Origin of the sequence: Modestobacter muralis, assembly GCF_010682105.1 — a bacterium.
Classification (GTDB): domain Bacteria; phylum Actinomycetota; class Actinomycetes; order Mycobacteriales; family Geodermatophilaceae; genus Modestobacter; species Modestobacter muralis.
In genome coordinates this window covers 1-20,228 of the sequence record NZ_JAAGWH010000059.1, presented here as the reverse complement: position 1 = coordinate 20,228, position 20,228 = coordinate 1, and the positions used below count along the sequence as shown (strand labels likewise).

The following is a 20,228-nucleotide window of genomic DNA, read 5'->3' as shown; positions in this document are numbered from 1 at the left end:
CGGCCGGCGATGGCCGTCAGCTGTTGACGATCGCCACCGCGGCGACGACCAGCACGATCGCCAGGACGATGCCGACGGCACCGAGCACGATGCCGGCGGTGGCCAGCCCGGTCGAGCCGGGCTGCTTGCGGGCGCGCAGGCCCAGCACGATGCCGACGACGCCCAGGACGATGCCGACGATCGGGATGAACAGCGCCGAGATCGGGCTGAGCAGGCCGGTGACGAACCCGGCGACGGCCTGGCCGTTGGAGCCGGTGGCCTTGCCGGTGACGTCGGGTCGGTGTGCTGCGGTCATGCTGGTCCTCCCGTGGACGGGGCCGGTGAGTCCGGCCTCCGGTGGCCGACGGTGACGACCAGCGGGGTCATCGGCAATGCCGGACCCGCCGGATCACCCCAACGGGTGAGCCGGCTGCTCCCTCAGAGGTACTGGCCGCCGCCGGGGCGTGCGTCGGGGGTGCTGGCGCCGGGCGGCAGCGCCTTGCGCCGCATCTCCTCCAGCTGCGCGCGGGCGGCCATCTGCTGGGCGAACAGCGCGGTCTGGATGCCGTGGAAGACGCCCTCCAGCCACCCGACCAGCTGCGCCTGGGCGATCCGCAGCTCGGCGTCCGACGGCGTCTCGTCCTCGTTGAACGGCAGCGCGATGCGCTCCAGCTCCTCGCGCAGCTCGGGGGCCAGGCCCTGCTCGAGCTCGCGGATGGAGGAGGCGTGGATGTCGCGCAGCCGGTTGCGGCTGGCGTCGTCCAGGGGAGCGGCGCGGACCTCCTCCAGCAGCTGCTTGATCATCGTGCCGATCCGCATGACCTTGGCCGGCTGCTCGACCAGGTCGCCGATGCCGCCCATGCCGTCGACGGCCCCGTCGTCGTAGGGGACGGGGGCCGTACCGACCGGCTGGCCGTCCGGCCCCACGACGAGGACCTGCTGCGCCCGGGGGTCACCGCTGCCTGGTGCTGTCATGCCCCCATCCTGCCCCGGCCCCGGACGGACACGCCGAGGTGCCCGGTGGGGGCCCCGGCCGAACTACGCTCCCGGCATGGCGTCGGGGGAGGGCCAGCTGGACGTGGCCCGGGTCCGGGGGCTGTTCCCGGGCCTCTCCGACGGCCTGGTGCACGCCGACGGGCCCGGTGGCTCGCTGGTGCCCGAGAGCGTCGTGCGCGCGGTCTCCCAGGCGATGCGGGTGCCGATCGCCGACCGGGGCGGGGTGTTCGCCCCCTCCGCGCGCGCCGAGCAGCTCGTCTCCGGTGCCCGCGCGGCGATCGCGGACCTCGTCGGCGGGGTGCCGGCCGGCGTCGTCCTGGGGCCGAACATGACCACGCTGACCTACGCGGTGGCCCGGGCGCTGGCCAAGCACTGGCGGCGCGGCGACGAGATCGTGGTGAGCCGGCTCGACCACGACGCCAACGTCCGCCCGTGGCTGCAGATCGCCGCCGAGTTCGGCCTGGTCGTCCGGTGGGCCGAGGTCGACATCGAGACCGGCGAGCTGCCGGACTGGCAGTACGACGAGCTGCTCACCAGCCGCACCCGGCTGGTCGCCGTCACCGCGGCCAGCAACGCCATCGGCACCTGCCCGGACGTCGCGGCGATCGCGCTGCGCGCCCACCGGGTCGGGGCGCTGGTCTTCCTCGACGGGGCGCACGCCGCCCCGCACGCACTGCTGGACGCCGACGTCCTGGGCGCGGACTTCCTGGCGCTGTCGGCCTACAAGTGGGGCGGCCCGCACGTGGGCGCCGTGGTCGCCCACCCCGGCCTGCTCGAGGAGCTGCACCCGGACAAGCTCGTGCCCGCGCCCGACCGGGTGCCCGACCGGTTCGAGCTGGGCGCCCCGCCCTACGAGCTCTACGCCGGCGTCGCCGCCTCCGTCGACCACCTGGCCGGCCTGTGCCCGGAGACCGGGGGCACCCGGCGCGAGCGGCTGGCCACCTCGATGACCGCGGTGAGCCTGTACGAGAGCGCGCTGTTCTCCCGGTTGGACCGCGGGCTGCGGTCGATGGGGCACGTGCAGGTGCTCGGCGAGCCCCGGTACACGACCCCGACGCTGTCGTTCACCGTGTCCCGGCTGCGCCCGCGCGCGGTGGCCCGGGAGCTGGCTCGCCGCGGCGTCTGCGCCTGGGACGGCGACTTCTACTGCCGCGAGCTCTTCGACGCCATCGGGGTCAACGAGTCCGGCGGTGCCGTGCGGCTGGGGCTGATGCACTACAACACCGTCGAGGAGGTCGAGCACCTGCTCGACACCGTCTCCTCCCTGCGCTGACGCCGCCCCCAGGCATTGGTACCAATACGTGCGTCCTGGGCGGCGAGACGCACGTATTGGTACCAATGCCTGGTCAGGGCAGCAGCAGGACCTTGCCGATGTGGGTGCTGGCCTCCAGCAGGGCGTGCGCCTCGCCGGCGCGGGACATCGGCAGCCGGCGGTCCACGACCGGCCGGACGACGCCGCGCTCCACGTCGGGCCAGACCTCGCGCCGGACCGCGGCGACGATCTCGGCCTTGCTCCCCGGCCCGGTCGCCGGGCGGGACCGCAGCGCGGTGGCGGTCACGCTGCCCCGCTTGGCGAGCAGCTTCCCCAGGTCCAGCTCGGCCCGCGCGCCGCCCTGCATGCCGATCACCACCAGCCGTCCGCCGTCGGCCAGGACGTCGACGTTGCGGGCCAGGTAGGCCGCGCCCATGTTGTCCAGGACGACGTCGGCGCCGTGCCCGCCGGTCGCCGTTCGGACCGCCTCGACGAAGTCCTCGTCCCGGTAGGCGACGGTGATCTCCGCGCCCAGCTCGCGGCAGAAGGCCAGCTTCTCCGGGCTTCCGGCGGTGACCGCGACCCGGGCGCCGGCGCGGACGGCGAGCTGGACCGCCATCGTGCCGATGCCGCTGGACCCGCCGTGGACGAGGAACACCTCACCGGCGCGCAGCCCGGCCCGCATGAACACGTTCGACCAGACGGTGCAGACCACCTCGGGCAGCGCGGCGGCCGTGGCCAGCTCGACGCCGGCCGGGCGGGGGAGCAGCTGACCGGCCGGGACGGCGACCCGCTCGGCGTACCCGCCGCCGGACAGCAGCGCGCACACCTCGTCGCCGACCGCCCAGCCGGTGATCTCGGCGCCGACCTCGCTGATCACGCCGCTGCACTCCAGGCCCAGCACCTCGGACGCCCCCGCGGGCGGCGGGTACCTCCCCTGCCGCTGCATGAGGTCGGCCCGGTTGACCGCCGCGGCGGTGACGTCGATGACCACCTCGCCGGGCCCGCAGACGGGGTCGGGCACCTCGCCCCAGCCGAGCACCTCGGGGCCGCCGGGCTCGGAGATCGTGACAGCGCGCATGCCCCGACCCTAGGTGGCCCCGCTGCAGGGCCCCGCGGCGAGCGTGCGGGGCAGCGGGGTCCTCTCTCAGGCGAGGCCGCGGGTGGTGCGCACCGGCGGCCGGTCGCCGCGGATGGAGGCCACCATGTCCAGCGTCTGCCGGGTCGCCGCGACGTCGTGCGCCCGGAACACCCGGGCGCCCAGCCAGGCGCTTACCGACGTCGCCGCCAGCGTGCCGGTGAGCCGGTCCTCGACCGGGACGTCGAGGGTCTCGCCGACGAAGTCCTTGTTCGACAGCGCCACCAGCACCGGCCAGCCGGTCGCCACCAGCTCGTCCAGCCGGCGGGTGGCCTCCAGCGAGTGGCGGGTGTTCTTGCCGAAGTCGTGGCCGGGGTCGATGAGCACCCGCTCGGGGTCGACGCCCGCGGCGACCGCGGCCTCCGCCAGGGCCGTCGTCCGGCGGACGACGTCGGCGACCACGTCGTCGTAGGTGACCCGGTGCGGCCGGGTGCGCGGCGGCAGGCCGCCGGCGTGCGTGCAGACGATCCCGGCGCCGGCCGCGGCGGCGACCACGGCCAGCTGCGGGTCGACCCCTCCCCAGGCGTCGTTGACCACGTCGGCGCCGGCGGCCAGCGCCTCGCGGGCCACCTCCGCGCGGTAGGTGTCGATGGAGATCGGCAGCGCGGGGTGGGCGGCCCGGATCCGCGCGACCAGGTCGACGGTGCGGCGCATCTCCTCGGCCGGGTCGACGTCGGCGCCGGGTGCGGCCTTGACCCCACCGACGTCGACCATGTCCGCGCCCTCGGCCACCACCTGGTCGACGCGGGCCAGCGCGGCGTCCAGGCCGAAGGTGGCGCCGCGGTCGTAGAAGGAGTCGGGGGTGCGGTTGACGATGGCCATCACGACCAGCCCGCCGTCGGGGACGTCGAGGGAGCCGATGCGCAGCACGACGTCACCCAACCACGCCATCATCTGCGGCCATGGCCGAGTTCCTCACAGCGCCCGACCGCGTCGACCCGCCCTACCGCGACGGCGAGCGTGCCGCGGTCGAGGCATGGCTGGAGTTCCACCGGGCCACGCTGCTCACCAAGTGCGCCGGGCTGACGCCGGAGCAGCTGGGGGAGCGGTCGGTGCCGCCGTCCGGGCTGAGCCTGCGCGGGCTGGTGCGGCACATGACCGAGGTCGAGGAGGGGTGGTTCCAGCACGTGCTCGACGGCCGGGACGTCCCCGACCTGTACAGCTCCACCGACGACCCGGACGGTGAGTTCGACGGCGTCGGCCGGGACGGCGACGACCCCGCTGCCGCGGTCGGGCCCGAGCTCGCCCGCTTCGCCGACGCCTGCGCACGCAGCCGCGAGGTCGCCGACGGGTTCGGGTCGCTGGACGACCTCGGCCGCGGCCGCACCAGCCGCAGCCCGGAGCAGGTGTCGGTGCGCTGGGTCTTCCTGCACATGATCGAGGAGTACGCCCGGCACAACGGCCACGCCGACCTGCTCCGCGAGCGCATCGACGGCGTCACCGGCGAGTGAGGGACCCCGTCACCCCCGGCCTGGTCCCGAGCTGGTGAGGGACGGGGTCGGGGTCCTCCCCCTCGTGGTGGGCCCCTGCGACGGGGCCGCGGGCCGCTCCGGGATCAGCTGGGCTCACCGTCGTTGCTCCTGGCTCACCCCCTGTCGTGAGCCAAGAGCACCGACGATCAGGTCACCTGATCCCGGCCGAGCTCAGCGGACGGCGCCCCAGGGGAGGACGGCGTGGACGCCGACCACCTGGTTGACGACCTGGGTGACGCGCAGGTCGACGACCACGCTGGCCAGCGCCAGGGCGTCGGAGCGGCCGATGCCGTGCACCGCGGCCATCACGTCGAGCATCGCGTCCAGCGCGACGGCCATCGCCTCGTCCAGGTCGTCGGCCACGCCCATGGTCACCCAGCCGGCCGGCGTCCTGGCCACGGGCGTGCGGACCGGGGCGCCGAACAGGTCGGGCAGCACATCGAGCGTGAGGTCGACGGCGTCCATCGGGCACTCGATCGCCGTCCCGGCCACCTCGCCGTCGCCCTGCGCGGCGTGCCCGTCGCCGACCGACAGCAGCCCACCGGGCACCGTCACCGGCAGGTACAGGGTGGAGCCGGCGACCAGCTCGCGGCAGTCGATGTTCCCGCCGTGCCAGTACGGCGGGATGGTCGAGTGCTGCCCCGGCTCGGCCGGCGGCACGCCCATCACGCCCAGGAACGGCCGCAGCGCGACCGAGTGGCCGGCGTGGTTGCGGCCGGTGCCGGCGGTGGCGTCGAGGGTCCAGCGGTGCACCTTGGGGTCCGCGGTCACCCCGAGCCGCTCGTTGAGCGCCGTGGACCGCAGCCCCACGTACGTCGTGCCGAACGCCCCGGGGACGACGTCGTCGATGCGGACGGCGAGCACCTGGCCCACCTCCGCGCCGGCGACCGCGACCGGGCCGGTGAGCGCGTGCCCGGCGGCCGGGTCGTGCAGGGGGTGCCGGGGCCGGACGGCGAGGCCCGCGGTGGTGTCCGGGCCGGTGTAGGGGCCGGTGGACCAGCCGGAGTCCAGGGTGCCGATGCGCACCGTCGTCCCGGGCTCGACGGTCAGCGCGGGCGGGAGCGAGGGGTCCCAGTGGCCGTGCAGCGTGCGCTCGCCGGGCAGCAGGACGTGGCGGGGCTCCATGTGCCCATCTTGGTGGAGTGGCTCAGGGCCGGTGACGGCGGCCGATCCACTCCGGGACGCACGACGCCCCCGCCCGCACACCGACCGGGTGGTCGGCGGCGGACGGGGGCGCGGTCAGTGCTGGAGGGTCACTTCACCGGGACGGCGGCGGCGGCCTTCTTGAGGTTGGAGCCGGCGCTGACCTTGGCGGTGTGGGCCGCGGCGATCTCGATCGACTCACCGGTCTGCGGGTTGCGGCCGGTGCGGGCCGAGCGCTGCGAGCGCTCGACGGTCAGCAGACCCGGCAGGGAGACCTTGTCGCCGCGGGTGATGGCCTCGACGAGCTCCTCCTGCAGGCCCAGGATCACGGAGTCGACCGTGGCCGCGGGGACGTCGGCGCGCTTGGCGATGGCAGAGACGAGTTCGGCCTTGTTCATCGGGTTCCTCTCGAAGTGGGTTCTCGCGGCCGGCCCCGGTGGAGCGGTCGCAGCTCGTGTCGCGCCCGGTCCGACCGGTCGCGTCCCGGGGTCCGCGCGGACGTCCGGGTCCTCCACGGTGCCCTGCCGCCCTGCACCGGGTGCGCGGCGGGGGTCCTGTGGGGCGGACCTGGCCGTCCCCGGCGTCGACCAGGAACGGCGGGCACGTTGCCACGACACGTCGGTCATGGCCAGCCGGAAGCCCGGATTCCCGGGGATTTCCCGCTCATTCGTCACAACCGTCACGTTTCCGCGGCTACCGGGCCGACCGGCGGCGGCCTCCCCCGACCTGCGAGTGGTGGCTGTCGGAGGGCCCTTCTAGCGTGGGGGCATGCCTCAGCTGCCCCGCACCGACCTGACCGTCAGCGACCTCTGCCTGGGCGGCAACGTCTTCGGGTGGACCGCCGACGAGGCGACGTCCTTCGCCCTGCTTGACCGCTTCCTCGACGCCGTCCCCAGCACGCAGTCGCCGTTCGTGGACACCGCCGAGATGTACGGCAACGGGGTGTCGGAGACGATCCTGGGCAACTGGATGGCCGAGCGCGGCGTCCGTGACCGGATGGTCGTGGCCACCAAGGCCAGCCCCGGGGAGAAGGAGCACCCGCTGTCGGCGGGGGAGATCCGGGAGGCCTGCGAGCGGTCGTTGCGCAATCTGAAGATCGACACGATCGACCTGTACTACGCGCACTACGACGACCCGACCACGCCGCTGGAGGAGACCCTCACGGCCTTCGACGAGCTGGTGCAGGCGGGCAAGGTGCGCCACGTGGCGGCCTCGAACTACTCGGCCGAGCGGCTGACCGAGGCCCTGGACACCGCCGACCGGCTGGGCGTCACCGGCTACGTCGCGCTGCAGCCGCACTACAACCTGATGGAGCGCCCGGTCTACGAGGACGCGCTGGCCGGCGTCGTGGCCGGGCGCGGTCTGGGTTCGATGCCCTACTTCGGGCTGGCCCGGGGCTTCCTGACCGGCAAGTACTCCGCCGGGGAGACGATCGACTCGCCGCGGGCCAAGGGCGCGGCGCAGTACGTGGGGGAGAAGGGCGACCGGGTGCTTGCCGCCCTCGCCGAGGTCGCCGAGGCGCACGCGGTGCCCGGCGCGGCGGTCGCGCTGCGCTGGCTGGCCGACCAGCCCGCCGTCACCGCACCCATCGCCAGCGGCCGTTCGGTCGAGCAGCTCGCCGACCTGCTGCCCATGCAGGACCTGGTGCTCACCGACGACGAGCGCCAGCGCCTCACCGACGCCAGCGCGTGAGCCGGGTGGGTCGCCGAGGGCGGCCCACCCGGCTCATCGGCCCTGCTGCAGGGACCCGCGGCGCGCGCAGCGTGTCGTGGGGGGCAGCAGGGTCCTTCGTCAGGCGTAGACGATGGCGGCGCGGACCTGCTCGACCAGCTCCGGCGGGACCGTGGTCAGCCCGTGGTCGGCGGAGGCGTGCGCGGCCACCTGGGACAGCACGGCGCCGTCGTCCGGGCCGGTGAACGTCTGGGTGCAACCGGGGACGACGTCCCCACAGGCAAAGCTCTTCATCGAGACTCCGGGTGATCGGGAGGGCCCGGCCGCCGGGTGGGGGTCGGGAGCAGGGGTGAGGTCAGGCGGCGGCGGCCGCGGCCAGGTCCTCGACGCGCAGCAGGCCGACGACCGTGCCGGCGCGGTCGGTGCACAGCACCGGGTCGAAGCGGTGCACGGGTGAGCGGGTCAGCGCCCGCTGCAGGGTCTCGGCGACCGGCGCCGACGGTGGGACGCGCAGGGAGACCGGTGCCCGGTAGGCGGCGTTGGTGCGGGGGTCGGCGAGCACCAGCTCCACCGGCACACCCGTGCGGTCCAGCAGCACGTAGGGCGCCGGTGACCCGGCCTCGTCGCCGACGTCGAGCTGGCGGACCGGGCGCAGCAGGCTGGCGACGCTCTCGGTGAGCTGGACGCGGGCGACCTGCGCGCGGACGAGCTGCACGACCTCGGGCGCGAGCGGGGCGAAGTGCGGGGTGGGCCGGCCGAGCAGCCAGCCCTGCGCCAGCGGGACGCCGAGCCGGGCGAAGACGGCCAGCTCCCCGACGGTCTCGATGCCCTCGGCGAGCAGCCAGGCGTCGATCCGGCTGGTGAACGTGCCGACCATCTCGGCGAGTGCGGCCTTGACCGGGTCGGTGTCGGCGCCGGAGACCAGCGCGCGGTCCAGCTTCACCAGCTGCGGGCGCACCTCGGCGAGCTGCTGCAGGCCGGCGTAGCCCGAGCCGGCGTCGTCGATGGCGATCAGCGCGCCGCGGCCGCGCAGCAGGGCGGTCTGCTCACGCAGCGCGGCGAGGTCGGGGGTGGGCATGTGCTCGGTCAGCTCGACCACGACCCGGCGCAGCGTGGGGGGCGCGGCCAGGGCGGCGGCCACGGGGGCGGTGCCGAGCAGGTGCGGGCTGACGTTGACGGTCAGGAAGGTGTCGGCCGGGAGGTCGGGCAGGGCGGCCAGCGCCTTGCGCAGCGCGAGCGCCTCCAGCTCCGCACCCAGCCCGGCCTCGTGGGCGGCGGCGAACCAGACGTCGGGGGTGGCGGTGCCGGGGAACCGGGCCAGCGCCTCGTAGCCGGCGACCGTGGCACCGGCCAGGTCGACGATCGGCTGGAACACCACGGACAGGTCGTCCTCGCCGGCCAGCAGCGGGCGACAGTCCCAACGGGAGGAGAGGGTCGACGTCACCTCCTCCTGATCGGACGCCGCCGTGCGGTGCTTGAGCGCCGGTCCGGCCCGGAGTTCGGGGATCGGGGCGCCGATCTGCCAGCATGGGGGCGTTCTGCACGGGGGACGGCGGTCCGGGATGGGCACGAGCTCCCGCCGGGGGGACGAGGGAGGTCGACTGGTCGTGTCCGCACCGAGCACGTCGGCGGCGCCGGACCCGCTGACCGACCCGCACCGGGTGGCTGCGGCCCGCCGGCTGTTGGAGGAGGCCGCCGGCCCGGCCGCGTTCGACCGGCTGTCCGCGCTGGCCGCCCGGCTGGTCGGTGCACCGCACGCCAAGGTCACCCTCTTCACCGACTCCGACGTCGTCATCGGCGGGCACGGGCTGCCGGCCGGCGCGATCGGCGGGCCGGCGCTGCTGACCGGGGGGTTCTCCGCACTCGTCGTCCGGACGGGCACGCCGCTGCACGTGCCGGCGGCCGGCGCCGACGCGCGGGTGGTCCGGCTGCCCGGGGTGGTCTCCGGGCGGGTGCAGGCATACCTCGGGGCACCGCTCGTCGCCGCCTCCGGTCACGTGGTCGGCGTGCTGGCCGTCTACGACCCGACGCCGCGCGACTGGTCCGCCGACGCCACCGAGCTGCTCGAGCAGCTGGCCGCCTCGGTGGTCGCCGAGCTGGAGCTCTCCGCGGCCCGCTCGGCGGTCGGTGCCTCCCTCACCCGGCTCGACATCGCCCTCGAGGCCGCGTCCGTGGGCACCTGGGACCGCGACCTGCGCACCGGCGCCGTGCACTGGGACGAGCGCAACGCCGCGATCTTCGGGCTGGACGGCGCCCGGACGATCGAGGACGGCGACGCGGTCCTGCTGACCAGCGTCCACCCCGACGACCACGCCCCGGTCGAGGAGGCCATGCGCGCGGCGCTGGCCGGCAGCGGTGAGTTCACCGTGGAGATGCGGGTGCTGCGCCCCGACGGCAGCGAGCGCTGGACGGTCTCCCGCGGCCGGGTCGTGCGTGACCCGCGGGGCGAGCCGGTGCGGCTGATCGGCACGACCGTCGACGTCACCGACGCGCGGGAGGCTGCGGCTCGGCGGCTGTCGGCGGTCCAGCGCGCGGCGGCGATCGCCGAGGTGGCCGCCGCGCTGGCCAACGCGCAGCGCATGGAGCAGCTGGCCGAGATGGCGCTGCGCGGGTGCGCAACCGTGCTCGGCGCCGACGGCAGTGCGCTGGCCGCCTTCGACACCGGCGGTGGCCCGTTGCGGCTGCACCTGACCAGCCGTCTGGTCGACGCGGTCGCGACCGGTGCCGACGTCGACCTGCCGACCGGTGGCGTGGAGATCGAGCTGGACGACGAGCTGCCCACCCAGTGGGTGGCCCGGCACGGCGAGCGGGTGCTGCTGGCCGACCGGGCGCAGGCGGTGGCCCGGTTCCCGCAGATGGCCGAGGTCGGCGACCTGATCGGCGTGCGCGCCCTGGCCGCCCTGCCGCTGCGGGTCGAGGGCCGGGTGCTGGGCAGCTTCGTCGCCGTGTGGGGTGAGGACCGGACCTTCGCCGACGAGGACGTCGAGCTGCTGGAGGCGCTCACCGCGCAGATCGGGCTGAGCGTGTCCCGGCTGCAGGCCGATGCTGAGCGCGACGCCGCGGTCGAGGCGCTGCGCGTGGCCAACGCCCGGCTGGAGCTGCTGGCCGAGGCCGGCCGGGTCCTGTCCGACACGCTCGAGATCACCGAGCAGCTGGGCCGGCTCGCCGGGCTGGTCGTGCCGGCGCTCGGCGACTGGTGCTGGGTCGTGGTGCCCGACGAGCACGGCCGCATGCGCCAGCTGGCCTCGGCGCACCGCGACACCGCCCGCAACCCCGAGCTGGCCGCCTACGTGCGCGCCATGGTCGCCGGCATCACCGACGCCGCGGCCGCGCGGGTCGTCACCCGCACCGGGCACCCGGTCGTCGTCGGCGCGCTGGACGCGGAGTACGTGCAGCGGGCGCTGCCGGACCCGGCGGCCCGGGAGATGCTGGCGCGGCTGGCGCCGGGCTCGGGCATCGTCGTCCCGCTGGCCGCCCGCGGGCGGACGCTGGGGGCGCTGGGGATCTACCGGGACGCCGAGCGCGGCCCGCACACCGACGCCGAGCTGGACACCGCACTGGAGGTGGGGCGGCGCGCCGGGGTGGCGGTGCAGCAGGCCCAGCTGTTCGGTCAGCAGCGCCAGCTCGCGGAGGTGCTGCAGCGCAGCATGCTCACCGCCCCACCGGCGCCCGACCACTGCGAGATCGCCGTCCGGTACTACCCGGCCGCGGCCGGGGCCGAGGTGGGCGGCGACTGGTACGACGCGTTCGTCCAGCCCGACGGGGCGACGATGCTGGTCATCGGGGACGTCGTCGGCCACGACAGCGGGGCGGCGGCCGCGATGGGCCAGCTGCGTGGACTGCTGCGCGGCATCGGCCACCACACCGGCGGCACCCCGGCCGAGGTGCTGACCGGTCTGGACCGGGCCGGCCTGGGGCTGGACCTGGACACCCTGGCGACCGCGCTGGTCGCGCGGCTGGAGCAGGACGCCCCCGAGCTCGCGAAGGACGAGACCCGGGTGCGCTGGTCGACCGCCGGCCACCCGCCGCCGGTGCTGATCGGCGCCGACGGCTCGGTGACGCTGCTCGACTGCGAGGACCCGGACCTGCTGCTGGGGGTCGACCCCACCAGCCCGCGCCACGACCGGGTGGCCACCATCGGCCGCGGCGGCACGCTGCTGCTCTACACCGACGGCCTGGTCGAGCGGCGCGACCGCGACCTCGACGCCGGCATCGCCGAGCTGTGCCGGGTCCTCGGCGGGCTCACCGAGCTCCCGCTGCGGGAGCTGTGCGACCAGCTGCTGCAGCGGATGTACCTGCCCGACACCGAGGACGACGTGGCGCTGCTGGCCGTGCGGGTGCACCCGCAGGACGAGCCGCGCCCGCCCGAGGCCGGCCCGCAGGTGGTCCCCCCGGGCATCCCGGCCGCGCCGCCGGTCGTCCCGGGCGCGGGCACCGACCTGGACTGAGTCGGGTCAGCTCCGGCGGCGGCGACGCCGTGCCCGGGTCGCCCGCTGCTGCCGCCGCGCGCGGGCCCGCTCGGCCAGGTCGACGGCCACCGGCGCCTCCCAGCCCCGCTCCACCGACAGCACCCGCAGGCCGGCGACCAGCACGATCACCACGGCGGCCACCGGCAGCGGCGGGAGCCCGAGCGGTCCGGCCAGCACCGTGAGGGAAGTGGCGCCCAGCAGCGCGGCGACCGCGTTGTACGGGCCGGGCTGGACGATGTCGGCGCGCTGGGCCAGCAGCACGTCGCGGATCACCGCCCCGCCGACGGCGGTGAGCGTGCCGATGAAGACCACCGAGGCGCTGGGCAGCCCGGCCAGCTGGGCCTTCTGCGCGCCGATCACGGTGAAGAACCCGAGGGTGACGGCGTCCAGCCCGACCAGCAGCCGGTTGAACCGGGACAGCACCCCGGAGAACCAGAAGGTCACCGCCGCGGTGATCGCCACGGTGGGCAGGTAGGCGGGGTCGGTCAGCGCGACCGGCGGCCCCGACGCCAGCAGGACGTCGCGGATCAGCCCACCGCCCAGCCCGGTGCTGACCGCCAGCAGCAGGACGCCGGAGACGGCGAACCCCTCGCGCGCGGCGAGCAGCCCGCCGGTCAGCGCCCCGATGACGATCGCGACCAGGTCGACCGCAGCCGGCACGTGCAGCCCCTCGGCCGCTGCTGCCACCAGTTCCACAGCCGCACATCATCCCGGGTGCCCGTGCACGCCCCGTCGTCCGTCCCGACCGGGACCGGGAGTCGCCGGCGGGCGGCTGACCGCTGCACCGCGCGGCAGGGTCCCGGTGGCCGTGAGATCTGCGATCTCAGGGCCACCGGGGGCGGGAGGGCTCGAGATCGCAGAACTCGCCGGCGCCCGGCCCGCGGCGTCACTGGGCCGGGGCGACCGCCAGGTCGGTGGCGGTGGCGGCCTGCTGGGGCTCGGTGCCGGCCCGGCGGAGGGCGGCGTCGTGCGCGGCCATCTCCGCCTGCCGGGCGGGCTCCTCGGTCAGCAGTGCGGCGTTGAGCCAGGGCTCAGGGGTGCCGAAGGCGTCGACCAGGGTGCGCATGTGCGGGCGCAGTTCCCGGAGCAGGTCGTTGACCACGCTGGTGAGCGTCTTGGCGCGGGCCGGGGTGAGCCGGCCGTGCTGCAGGAACCAGCCCTTCTCCGCCTCGATCGTGGTCAGCGCGTACAGGTCGCACACCCGCCCGAGCAGGGCCTTCGCGGCCGGGTCGGGAGTCCGCTCGATGCCGGCGACGAACGCCTCGAGCACGACCCGGTCGACGTGCGCCTGCGCGGTGGCCAGCACGTGGTCCTGGACGTCGTTGAAGACGTCGAACGGCCGGTCGCGCTTGGTCGCGGCGTTCTTCCGCAGCCGCTTCACCGCGCCGTCCAGCAGGTGCTGCTCGCGGTCCTCGAAGGCGCGCAGCTGCCAGCCGCGGTCGAGCATCGAGGTGTCCTCGTCCCGGCGGGGGACGGCGTCGACCAGCCGCTGGATCAGCCCGCGGGCGGCGGTGCGCTCCAGCACCGTCTCCCGCACCTGGTCGGCGACGAACTGGGCGCGCCCCCAGCCGTCGAGGGAGCCGAAGGCGTCCCGGTAGCCGGTGAGCAGGCCCTTGGCGACCAGCTGCATGAGCACCGTGTTGTCGCCCTCGAACGTGGTGAAGACGTCGACGTCGGCGCGCAGACCCGGCAGCCGGTTCTCCGCCAGGTAGCCCGCGCCGCCGCACGCCTCGCGGCACAGCTGGACGGTGGCCGTGGCGTGCCAGGTCTGCACGGCCTTGAGCCCGGCGGCGCGGGACTCCAGCTCCCGCTGCGCGGCGTCATCCGGTTCCTCGGCGATGAGCACGTCGTGCATCGTGCTGGTCAGCTCCTCCTGGGCGAAGGCCAGCGCGTACGTGCGGGCCAGCGCCGGCAGCAGCTTGCGCTGGTGCACCAGGTAGTCGTTGACCACCACCTCGCGGTCCTCGCCCGGGGCGGCGAACTGGCGGCGCACGTCGCCGTAGCGGACGGCGATCTCCAGGGCGACCTTCGCTGCCGAGGACGCCGAGCCGCCGACGCTGACCCGGCCGCGCACCAGCGTGCCGAGCATGGTGAAGAAGCGCCGGGACTCGTTCTCGATCGAGGAGCTGTAGGTGCCGTCGGCGGCGACCTGGCCGTAGCGGTCCAGCAGCATGTCCCGCGGCACCGGGACGTGGTCGAAGGACAGCCGGCCGTTGTCGACCCCGAGGAGCCCGGCCTTGGAGCCGTCGTCGCCGATGGTCACGCCCGGCATGGGGGAGCCGTCGGCGTCCCGGATCGGCACCAGGAAGGCGTGCACGCCCCGGCCCTGCCCCTGCGTCACCAGCTGGGCGAACACCACGGCCATCCGGCCGTCCTGCGCGGCGTTGCCGATGTAGTCCTTGCGGGCCGCGGCGTGCGGGGTGTGCAGGTCGAACGTCTGCGTCGCCGGGTCGTAGGTACAGGTGGTGCGCAGCTGCTGGACGTCGGAGCCGTGGCCGGTCTCGGTCATCGCGAAGCAGCCGGGCAGGTCGAAGGACAGGATCGCCGGCAGGTAAGCGTCGTGCTGGCGCTGGTTGCCCAGTGCCTGCACCGCGCCGCCGAACAGGCCCCACTGCACGCCGGCCTTGACCATCAGCGAGAGGTCGGCGAGCGCGAGCATCTCGATCGCGGCGACCGAGCCGCCGGCGTCGTCCGAGCCGCCGTAGGCCGCCGGGAAGGCCAGGCCGACCTGGCCGGTGGCGGCCAGCTTCGCGGTCAGGGCGCTGATCCGGGCCCGCGCCTCGGTCATCGACTCCCCGTGGACCACGGCGTACTCGGGAGTGCCGAGCATCTCGCGGGCGTCCTGGCGCACGTGCGCCCAGCGGCCGTCGAGCACCTGCTGGACGGCGCGGGGGTCGACGGGCTGGAGTGCGGGGCTGCCGGTCATCTGTCCTCCAGGGGGGTGTGCGGGGTGACGACGCCGCCGAGCCCGGCCCAGGCCAGGTCGGTCAGCGAGGCGGCGAGCTGGGTGCGGGGCATCGGGCGGTCGGCGCGCAGCCACCAGTCGGCGGCGGCCCGGACACCTCCGATGACGCTGTGCCCCCACGGGACGGCGGCAGCGGTGTCCTGCCCGGCCCGGCGCAGGGCGGCGGCGACCATCTCGCCCAGCTGGTCGCCGACGAGGTCGGAGAGGCTGGTCAGCGGGTCGTCGCCGTCGGTGGGGAGCTGGTGGGAGACCACGAAGCGGTAGACCTCGGGGTCGGCCTCGAGGAAGTGCAGGTAGGTGTCGACCGCGGCCGCGACCATCTCGCGCGGGTGGTCGCTGCTGCCGACGGCCTCGCGCAGCTTGCGGGTCAGCTGCTCGGCGACCCGGGTGCACACGGCGACGTAGAGCTCGTTGCGGTCGGCGAAGTGCCGGTAGACGACGGTCTTGCTGGTGCCGGCCTCGGCGGCGATCTCGTCCATGCCGACGCCCGCGCCGTGCTTGCCGACGGCGGTGAGCGTGGCCTGCACCAGCTGCTCGCGCCGGATGCGGCGGTGCTCGTCCCAGCGCGTGCTGCGCCGGTCGCGCGGCGGCGTCGTCGGAGCGTTCACGGCACGAACGGTACCTGGTACTCTCAGTACCGCAAAGCACCCGTCCGGGTCACTCCGGACACGACCAACGGAGGTCCTCGATGGCAGCGCCGACCCGCAAGGCCGCGATCGTCGGGGGCAACCGCACCCCGTTCGCCCGCGCCAACTCCGTCTACGCCCGCGCGAGCAACCAGGACATGCTCACCGCGGCGATCGACGGCCTGGTCGCCCGCTTCGGGCTGCAGGACCAGCAGGTCGGGGAGGTCGCCGCCGGTGCCGTGCTCAAGCACTCCCGCGACTTCAACCTCACCCGCGAGGCCGTGCTCGGCTCCCGGCTGTCGGCGGCGACCCCCGCCTACGACGTCCAGCAGGCCTGTGGCACCGGACTCGAGGCGGCCGTGCTGGTCGCCAACAAGATCGCCCTGGGTCAGGTCGAGTCGGGCATCGCCGGGGGCGTCGACACCGCCTCCGACGCCCCGGTCGCGGTGAACGAGGACCTGCGCCGGGTGCTGATGGAGCTCAACCGCGCCAAGACCGTGCAGCAGCGGATCAAGGCGCTCTCCGGTCTGCGGCCGGGCCACCTGTCGCCGTCGGTGCCGAGCACGTCCGAGCCGCGCACCGGGCTGTCGATGGGCGAGCACGCCGCGATCACCGCCGCGCAGTGGGAGATCGGCCGCACCGAGCAGGACGAGCTCGCCCTCCGCTCGCACCAGGCCCTGGCCGCCGCCTACGAGCGCGGCTTCTTCGACGACCTCGTCACCCCGTACCTGGGGCTGGCCCGCGACAACAACCTGCGGCCGGACACCTCGATGGAGAAGCTGGCCAAGCTCAAGCCGGTCTTCGGCACGGGCGCGGACGCCACGATGACGGCGGGCAACTCCACGCCGCTCACCGACGGGGCGTCGGCGGTCCTGCTGGCCAGCGACGAGTGGGCCGCCGAGCGCGGGCTGCCGGTGCTGGCCCACCTGGTCGACGCGCAGACCGCGGCGGTCGACCACGTGCACGGTGGCGAGGGCCTGCTGATGGCGCCGGTGCACGCCGTGCCGGTGCTGCTCGCCCGCAACGGCCTCACCCTGCAGGACTTCGACTTCTACGAGGTGCACGAGGCCTTCGCCTCCACCGTGCTCGCCACGCTCAAGGCGTGGGAGGACGACGCCTACTGCAAGGACACGCTGGGCCTGGACGGTGCGCTCGGCGCCATCGACCGGTCGAAGCTCAACGTCGCCGGGTCCTCGCTGGCCGCCGGGCACCCGTTCGCTGCGACCGGCGGGCGGATCGTCGCCACGCTGGCCAAGCTGCTGGCCGAAGCCGGGCCCGGCAAGCGCGGGCTGATCAGCATCTGCGCCGCCGGCGGCCAGGGCGTCGTCGCTGTCCTGGAGTCCTGACCCGTCCTGGCTCACCGTGCGTGCTCCTGGCTCAGCTCCTGCCGTGAGCCAGGAGCACGCACGATCAGGTGACCTGATCCCAGCCCGCACCCACCGACACGAGGACGACGACATGAGCGACTGGTACCGCGACTTCGCCAACTCCGGTTTCGGCGCGACGATCACCAAGCAGTTGGGCCTGCCCCGGCCGGTGGAGCTGCGCCGCTACGAGCCGGGCCAGCCGCTGCTGCCGGGCCCGGCCGTGGTCGGGTCGGCCGGGCAGGGGCGGCTGCGCCAGCAGCTGACCGCGCTGCTCATCGACGCCGGGGTCACCGTGAGCAGCCCCGAGGCGGACGGCGAGCGGCTGGCCGCCGTCCTGCTCGACGCCACCGGGCTCACCGGCCCGGCCGACCTGGCCGCCGCACACGCGCTGCTCGCCCCGGCGGTCAAGCGGCTGGCCCCGAGCGGCCGGGTGCTGGTGCTCGCCGACCCGCCCGCCGACGCCGACTCCCCGGCGCAGGCCGCGGCCCGGCAGGCGCTGGAGGGCCTGGTCCGCTCGCTGGCCAAGGAGCTGCGGGCCGGTGCCACGGCGAACCTGGTGCTCGTGCCCGCCGGCGCCGAGGACGGGCTGGCCGGCCCGGTGCGGTTCTTCCTCTCCGGCCGCGCGGCCTACGTCGACGGCCAGGTGCTCACGCTGACGCCCGCGACCGTCCCGGCCGGGCAGGACGAGGACCGGCCGCTCGCCGGGCGGACGGCGGTGGTCACCGGGGCCGCCCGCGGCATCGGCGCGGCCATCGCCCGGGTGCTGTCCCGCGACGGCGCACACGTCGTGCTGGTCGACGTCCCGGCGGCGGGGGAGTCCCTGGCCGCGGTGGCCAACGAGGTCGGCGGGACGGCGGTCGCCATGGACATCACCGCCCCCGACGCCGGACCGCGGCTGGCCCGCCAGCTCGTCGCCCGGCACGGCGGCGCGGACGTCGTGGTGCACAACGCCGGCATCACCCGGGACAAGCTGCTGGTCAACATGGACGCCGACCGCTGGAACGCGGTGCTGGCGGTGAACCTGCAGGCCCAGCTCGACCTCACCCAGGCGCTGCTGGACACCGCCGGCGCGCTGAAGGCCGGCGCCCGGGTGGTCAGCGTCAGCTCGCAGTCGGGCATCGCCGGCAACCGCGGGCAGACCAACTACGCGGCGTCCAAGGCCGGGATCATCGGCATGGTGCGCGCCTGGGCGCCGGCGTTCGCCGAGCGGGGCGCCACGGTCAACGCCGTCGCGCCGGGCTTCATCGTCACCGAGATGACGGCGGGGATGCCGCTGGGCACCCGGGAGATCGGTGCCCGGCTGAACTCGCTGCAGCAGGGCGGGCTGCCGGTCGACGTCGCCGAGACCATCGCCTGGCTCGCCCAGCCGGCCAGCGCCGGGGTCAACGGGCAGGTCGTGCGGGTCTGCGGCCAGTCCCTGGTCGGCGCGTGACGGCCCCCTCCCTGCCCCGGCTCTTCCTCCGGGCGGCGCTCACCGCGCGCGGCCGGGGCGGCGCGCTGCCCGGCACCCGGCTGGCCCGGGCCGGGGTCGCCGTCGACCCCGCGCGGCTGGCCGCGTACTCGGCCGTCTGCGGGTTCCCGCTCACCGGCGAGCTGCCGGTGACCTTCCCGCACGTGCTGGCCTTCCCGCTGCAGACCGCGCTGATGACCGAGCGGGCGTTCCCGCTGGCGCTGCCCGGGCTGGTGCACGTGCGGCAGCAGATCTCGGTGGTCCGACCGATCGGGGCCGGCGAGCCGCTGGACGTCGAGGTGTGGGCCGAGCGGTTCGCCACCCACCGGCGCGGCGCCACCGTCGACCTGTGCGCGGCGGTGTCGGCCGGTGGCGCCGAGGTGTGGCGGGGCCGGTCGACGTACCTGGCCCGCGGCGCGACGGCGCCCGACGGTGCCCCGGAAACCGACGTCGACGTCCCTGTGGGCGCGCTGGACCGCGCGAGCGCACGGTGGCGGGTGTCCGCCGACGCCGGCCGGCGTTACGCCCGGGTCTCCGGTGACGTGAACCCGATCCACCTGTCGGCGCTCAGCGCGCGGGCGTTCGGCTTCCCGCGGGCCATCGCGCACGGCATGTGGGTGGAGGCCCGGGCGCTGGCGGCGCTGTCCGGCCGGCTGCCCGACGCGTTCACCGTGGACGTCGCGTTCCGCAAGCCGCTGCTGCTGCCCTCGACAGTCGAGCTGGCCACCGTCCGCGCCGGCGGTGGCTGGGACCTCGCCGTCCACGGGAGTCACGCCGGCCCCGACCACCTCGTGGGCACCATCCGTCTGGACTGACCGGAGGGCAGTCGTCCGCTCGGGGGCAGCCCGACGTCTAGGTTCGGACCCCGGTAGGCAGAAGATGACAAAGGAAGTCCGCTCAGGACCAACATAACGCTTTGGTAACGGGACGTCACACCGTGTGTTGCTAAATATGTGCTTCGGCTGAGAGGTGGTGTTGTCACTTCGCGCCTGGGAATCCGGGCAATGCCGCCCGGCTCGCCGGGTCCGAACGGGGAGTCAACTGTGAGCATCAACCACCCTTCGAAGCGCTGGAGCGGTCTGCTGGCCGCCAGCACCATCGCCCTCTCGACCGCCGTCCTCGGCGTCTCCGGCGTGGCAAACGCTGAGGTCACGCCCAGCGTCAGCGACTGTGGTCCAGTGGTCGAGACCCCGGGCAGCGACACGGGCTCTGACACCGGCACCGGCACGGACACCGGTACGGACACCGGCACCGGCACGGACACCGGCACCGGCACGGACACCGGCACCGGCACGGGCACCGGCACGGACACCGGCACGGACACCGGCACCGGCACCGGCACCGGCACGGGCACGGACACCGGCACGGGCACGGACACCGGCACGGGCACGGGCACGGACACCGGCACGGACACCGGCACGGGCACGGACACCGGCACGGACACCGGCACGGGCACGGGCACGGACACCGGCACGGGCACGGGCACGGGCACGGACACCGGCACGGACACCGGCACGGACACCGGCACGGACACCGGCACGGGCACCGGCACGGACACCGGCACGGGCACCGGCACCGGCACCGGCACGGGCACCGGCACCGGCACCGGCACCGGCACCGGCACGGACACCGGCACGGACACCGGCACGGGCACGGACACCGGCACGGGCACGGACACCGGCACGGGCACGGACACCGGC

The 20,228-nt window shown here is 75.2% G+C and carries 19 protein-coding genes; 8 read left to right on the top strand and 11 right to left on the bottom strand.

All coding sequences use genetic code 11. The annotated features are described in order from the left end of the window. Nucleotides 1-16: 16 nt before the first annotated feature. Complete coding sequence (locus tag GCU67_RS19185; RefSeq protein ID WP_211661729.1) at nucleotides 17-295, bottom strand: DUF4190 domain-containing protein; 279 nt, start codon at nucleotides 293-295, stop codon at nucleotides 17-19. A gap of 122 nt (nucleotides 296-417) precedes the next feature. Then, nucleotides 418-954 carry a bacterial proteasome activator family protein gene (locus tag GCU67_RS19180; RefSeq protein WP_163612962.1) on the bottom strand — a complete coding sequence of 179 codons (537 nt, stop codon included), beginning with the start codon at nucleotides 952-954 and terminating at the stop codon, nucleotides 418-420. 76 nt (nucleotides 955-1,030) lie between these two features. On the opposite strand from GCU67_RS19180, the gene GCU67_RS19175 reads away from it, so the two are divergent. Beyond that, on the top strand, nucleotides 1,031-2,248 hold the full coding sequence (locus tag GCU67_RS19175) for a cysteine desulfurase-like protein (protein ID WP_163612961.1): 1,218 nt from the start codon (nucleotides 1,031-1,033) through the stop codon (nucleotides 2,246-2,248). A gap of 73 nt (nucleotides 2,249-2,321) precedes the next feature. On the opposite strand, the gene GCU67_RS19170 is transcribed toward GCU67_RS19175, so the two are convergent. Beyond that, nucleotides 2,322-3,308, bottom strand: a complete 987-nt coding sequence (locus GCU67_RS19170) for an NAD(P)H-quinone oxidoreductase (protein WP_163612960.1) — start codon at nucleotides 3,306-3,308, stop codon at nucleotides 2,322-2,324. Nucleotides 3,309-3,374: 66 nt separating this feature from the next. After that, complete coding sequence (gene folP, locus GCU67_RS19165; RefSeq protein WP_246215385.1) at nucleotides 3,375-4,247, bottom strand: dihydropteroate synthase; 873 nt, start codon at nucleotides 4,245-4,247, stop codon at nucleotides 3,375-3,377. A gap of 20 nt (nucleotides 4,248-4,267) precedes the next feature. Between folP and GCU67_RS19160 the strand changes: the two genes are divergently transcribed. Beyond that, the gene (locus GCU67_RS19160) at nucleotides 4,268-4,816 is read left to right on the top strand and encodes a DinB family protein (RefSeq protein WP_163612959.1); all 549 of its coding nucleotides are present in this window, start codon (nucleotides 4,268-4,270) and stop codon (nucleotides 4,814-4,816) included. 192 nt (nucleotides 4,817-5,008) lie between these two features. On the opposite strand, the gene GCU67_RS19155 is transcribed toward GCU67_RS19160, so the two are convergent. Together GCU67_RS19155 and GCU67_RS19150 are read right to left on the bottom strand one after the other, a co-directional pair. Beyond that, entirely contained in the window at nucleotides 5,009-5,962 is a 954-nt protein-coding gene (locus GCU67_RS19155; protein WP_163612958.1) for an acetamidase/formamidase family protein, read from the bottom strand. Nucleotides 5,963-6,090: 128 nt separating this feature from the next. Continuing rightward, a complete protein-coding gene (locus tag GCU67_RS19150) occupies nucleotides 6,091-6,378 on the bottom strand; it encodes an HU family DNA-binding protein (RefSeq protein WP_163612957.1) in 288 nt (95 codons plus the stop codon). A gap of 370 nt (nucleotides 6,379-6,748) precedes the next feature. Here GCU67_RS19150 and GCU67_RS19145 point away from each other — a divergent pair, with 370 nt between their 5' ends. Beyond that, entirely contained in the window at nucleotides 6,749-7,672 is a 924-nt protein-coding gene (locus tag GCU67_RS19145) for an aldo/keto reductase (RefSeq protein ID WP_163612956.1), read from the top strand. 99 nt (nucleotides 7,673-7,771) lie between these two features. Here the strand turns inward: GCU67_RS19145 and GCU67_RS19140 are convergent, their stop codons facing one another. Both GCU67_RS19140 and GCU67_RS19135 read right to left on the bottom strand, forming a co-directional pair. Further along, nucleotides 7,772-7,945: a DUF1059 domain-containing protein gene (locus GCU67_RS19140; RefSeq protein WP_163612955.1), complete on the bottom strand. Its 174-nt coding sequence runs from the start codon at nucleotides 7,943-7,945 to the stop codon at nucleotides 7,772-7,774. 61 nt (nucleotides 7,946-8,006) lie between these two features. Further along, nucleotides 8,007-9,095, bottom strand: coding sequence for an EAL domain-containing protein (locus tag GCU67_RS19135; protein WP_163612954.1), 1,089 nt, complete (start codon nucleotides 9,093-9,095; stop codon nucleotides 8,007-8,009). Between the two features lie 163 nt (nucleotides 9,096-9,258). On the opposite strand from GCU67_RS19135, the gene GCU67_RS19130 reads away from it, so the two are divergent. Beyond that, nucleotides 9,259-12,099 (top strand): SpoIIE family protein phosphatase, encoded by a 2,841-nt coding sequence (locus GCU67_RS19130; protein WP_338105159.1) that lies wholly within the window; start codon nucleotides 9,259-9,261, stop codon nucleotides 12,097-12,099. Nucleotides 12,100-12,105: 6 nt separating this feature from the next. On the opposite strand, the gene GCU67_RS19125 is transcribed toward GCU67_RS19130, so the two are convergent. The 3 genes from GCU67_RS19125 to GCU67_RS19115 all read right to left on the bottom strand — a co-directional run bounded on the left by GCU67_RS19125 (nucleotide 12,106) and on the right by GCU67_RS19115 (nucleotide 15,693). Further along, complete coding sequence (locus GCU67_RS19125; protein ID WP_163612952.1) at nucleotides 12,106-12,816, bottom strand: TRIC cation channel family protein; 711 nt, start codon at nucleotides 12,814-12,816, stop codon at nucleotides 12,106-12,108. Between the two features lie 190 nt (nucleotides 12,817-13,006). Beyond that, on the bottom strand, nucleotides 13,007-15,046 hold the full coding sequence (locus tag GCU67_RS19120) for an acyl-CoA dehydrogenase family protein (protein ID WP_163612951.1): 2,040 nt from the start codon (nucleotides 15,044-15,046) through the stop codon (nucleotides 13,007-13,009). Further along, entirely contained in the window at nucleotides 15,043-15,693 is a 651-nt protein-coding gene (locus tag GCU67_RS19115; protein WP_163612950.1) for a TetR family transcriptional regulator, read from the bottom strand. The genes GCU67_RS19120 and GCU67_RS19115 overlap by 4 nt, the downstream gene beginning before the upstream one ends. Before the next feature lie 80 nt (nucleotides 15,694-15,773). On the opposite strand from GCU67_RS19115, the gene GCU67_RS19110 reads away from it, so the two are divergent. The 4 genes from GCU67_RS19110 to GCU67_RS19095 form a co-directional block, all read left to right on the top strand. Beyond that, nucleotides 15,774-17,057 carry an acetyl-CoA C-acetyltransferase gene (locus GCU67_RS19110; protein ID WP_163612949.1) on the top strand — a complete coding sequence of 428 codons (1,284 nt, stop codon included), beginning with the start codon at nucleotides 15,774-15,776 and terminating at the stop codon, nucleotides 17,055-17,057. A 112-nt stretch (nucleotides 17,058-17,169) separates the two neighbouring features. After that, the gene (locus tag GCU67_RS19105) at nucleotides 17,170-18,510 is read left to right on the top strand and encodes a 3-oxoacyl-ACP reductase (protein ID WP_163612948.1); all 1,341 of its coding nucleotides are present in this window, start codon (nucleotides 17,170-17,172) and stop codon (nucleotides 18,508-18,510) included. Then, entirely contained in the window at nucleotides 18,507-19,343 is an 837-nt protein-coding gene (locus tag GCU67_RS19100; protein ID WP_163612947.1) for a MaoC/PaaZ C-terminal domain-containing protein, read from the top strand. The genes GCU67_RS19105 and GCU67_RS19100 overlap by 4 nt, the downstream gene beginning before the upstream one ends. A 228-nt stretch (nucleotides 19,344-19,571) precedes the next feature. Then, nucleotides 19,572-20,228: hypothetical protein (locus GCU67_RS19095; protein WP_211661728.1), on the top strand; the 657-nt coding region annotated here is incomplete at its 3' end.

Coding starts and splice junctions, on each gene's coding strand:
- GCU67_RS19185 (WP_211661729.1), bottom strand. CDS start 295: ATGACCGCAGCACACCGACCCGACGTCACCGGCAAGGCCACCGGCTCC.
- GCU67_RS19180 (WP_163612962.1), bottom strand. CDS start 954: ATGACAGCACCAGGCAGCGGTGACCCCCGGGCGCAGCAGGTCCTCGTC.
- GCU67_RS19175 (WP_163612961.1), top strand. CDS start 1,031: ATGGCGTCGGGGGAGGGCCAGCTGGACGTGGCCCGGGTCCGGGGGCTG.
- GCU67_RS19170 (WP_163612960.1), bottom strand. CDS start 3,308: ATGCGCGCTGTCACGATCTCCGAGCCCGGCGGCCCCGAGGTGCTCGGC.
- GCU67_RS19160 (WP_163612959.1), top strand. CDS start 4,268: ATGGCCGAGTTCCTCACAGCGCCCGACCGCGTCGACCCGCCCTACCGC.
- GCU67_RS19155 (WP_163612958.1), bottom strand. CDS start 5,962: ATGGAGCCCCGCCACGTCCTGCTGCCCGGCGAGCGCACGCTGCACGGC.
- GCU67_RS19150 (WP_163612957.1), bottom strand. CDS start 6,378: ATGAACAAGGCCGAACTCGTCTCTGCCATCGCCAAGCGCGCCGACGTC.
- GCU67_RS19145 (WP_163612956.1), top strand. CDS start 6,749: ATGCCTCAGCTGCCCCGCACCGACCTGACCGTCAGCGACCTCTGCCTG.
- GCU67_RS19140 (WP_163612955.1), bottom strand. CDS start 7,945: ATGAAGAGCTTTGCCTGTGGGGACGTCGTCCCCGGTTGCACCCAGACG.
- GCU67_RS19120 (WP_163612951.1), bottom strand. CDS start 15,046: ATGACCGGCAGCCCCGCACTCCAGCCCGTCGACCCCCGCGCCGTCCAG.
- GCU67_RS19110 (WP_163612949.1), top strand. CDS start 15,774: ATGGCAGCGCCGACCCGCAAGGCCGCGATCGTCGGGGGCAACCGCACC.
- GCU67_RS19105 (WP_163612948.1), top strand. CDS start 17,170: ATGAGCGACTGGTACCGCGACTTCGCCAACTCCGGTTTCGGCGCGACG.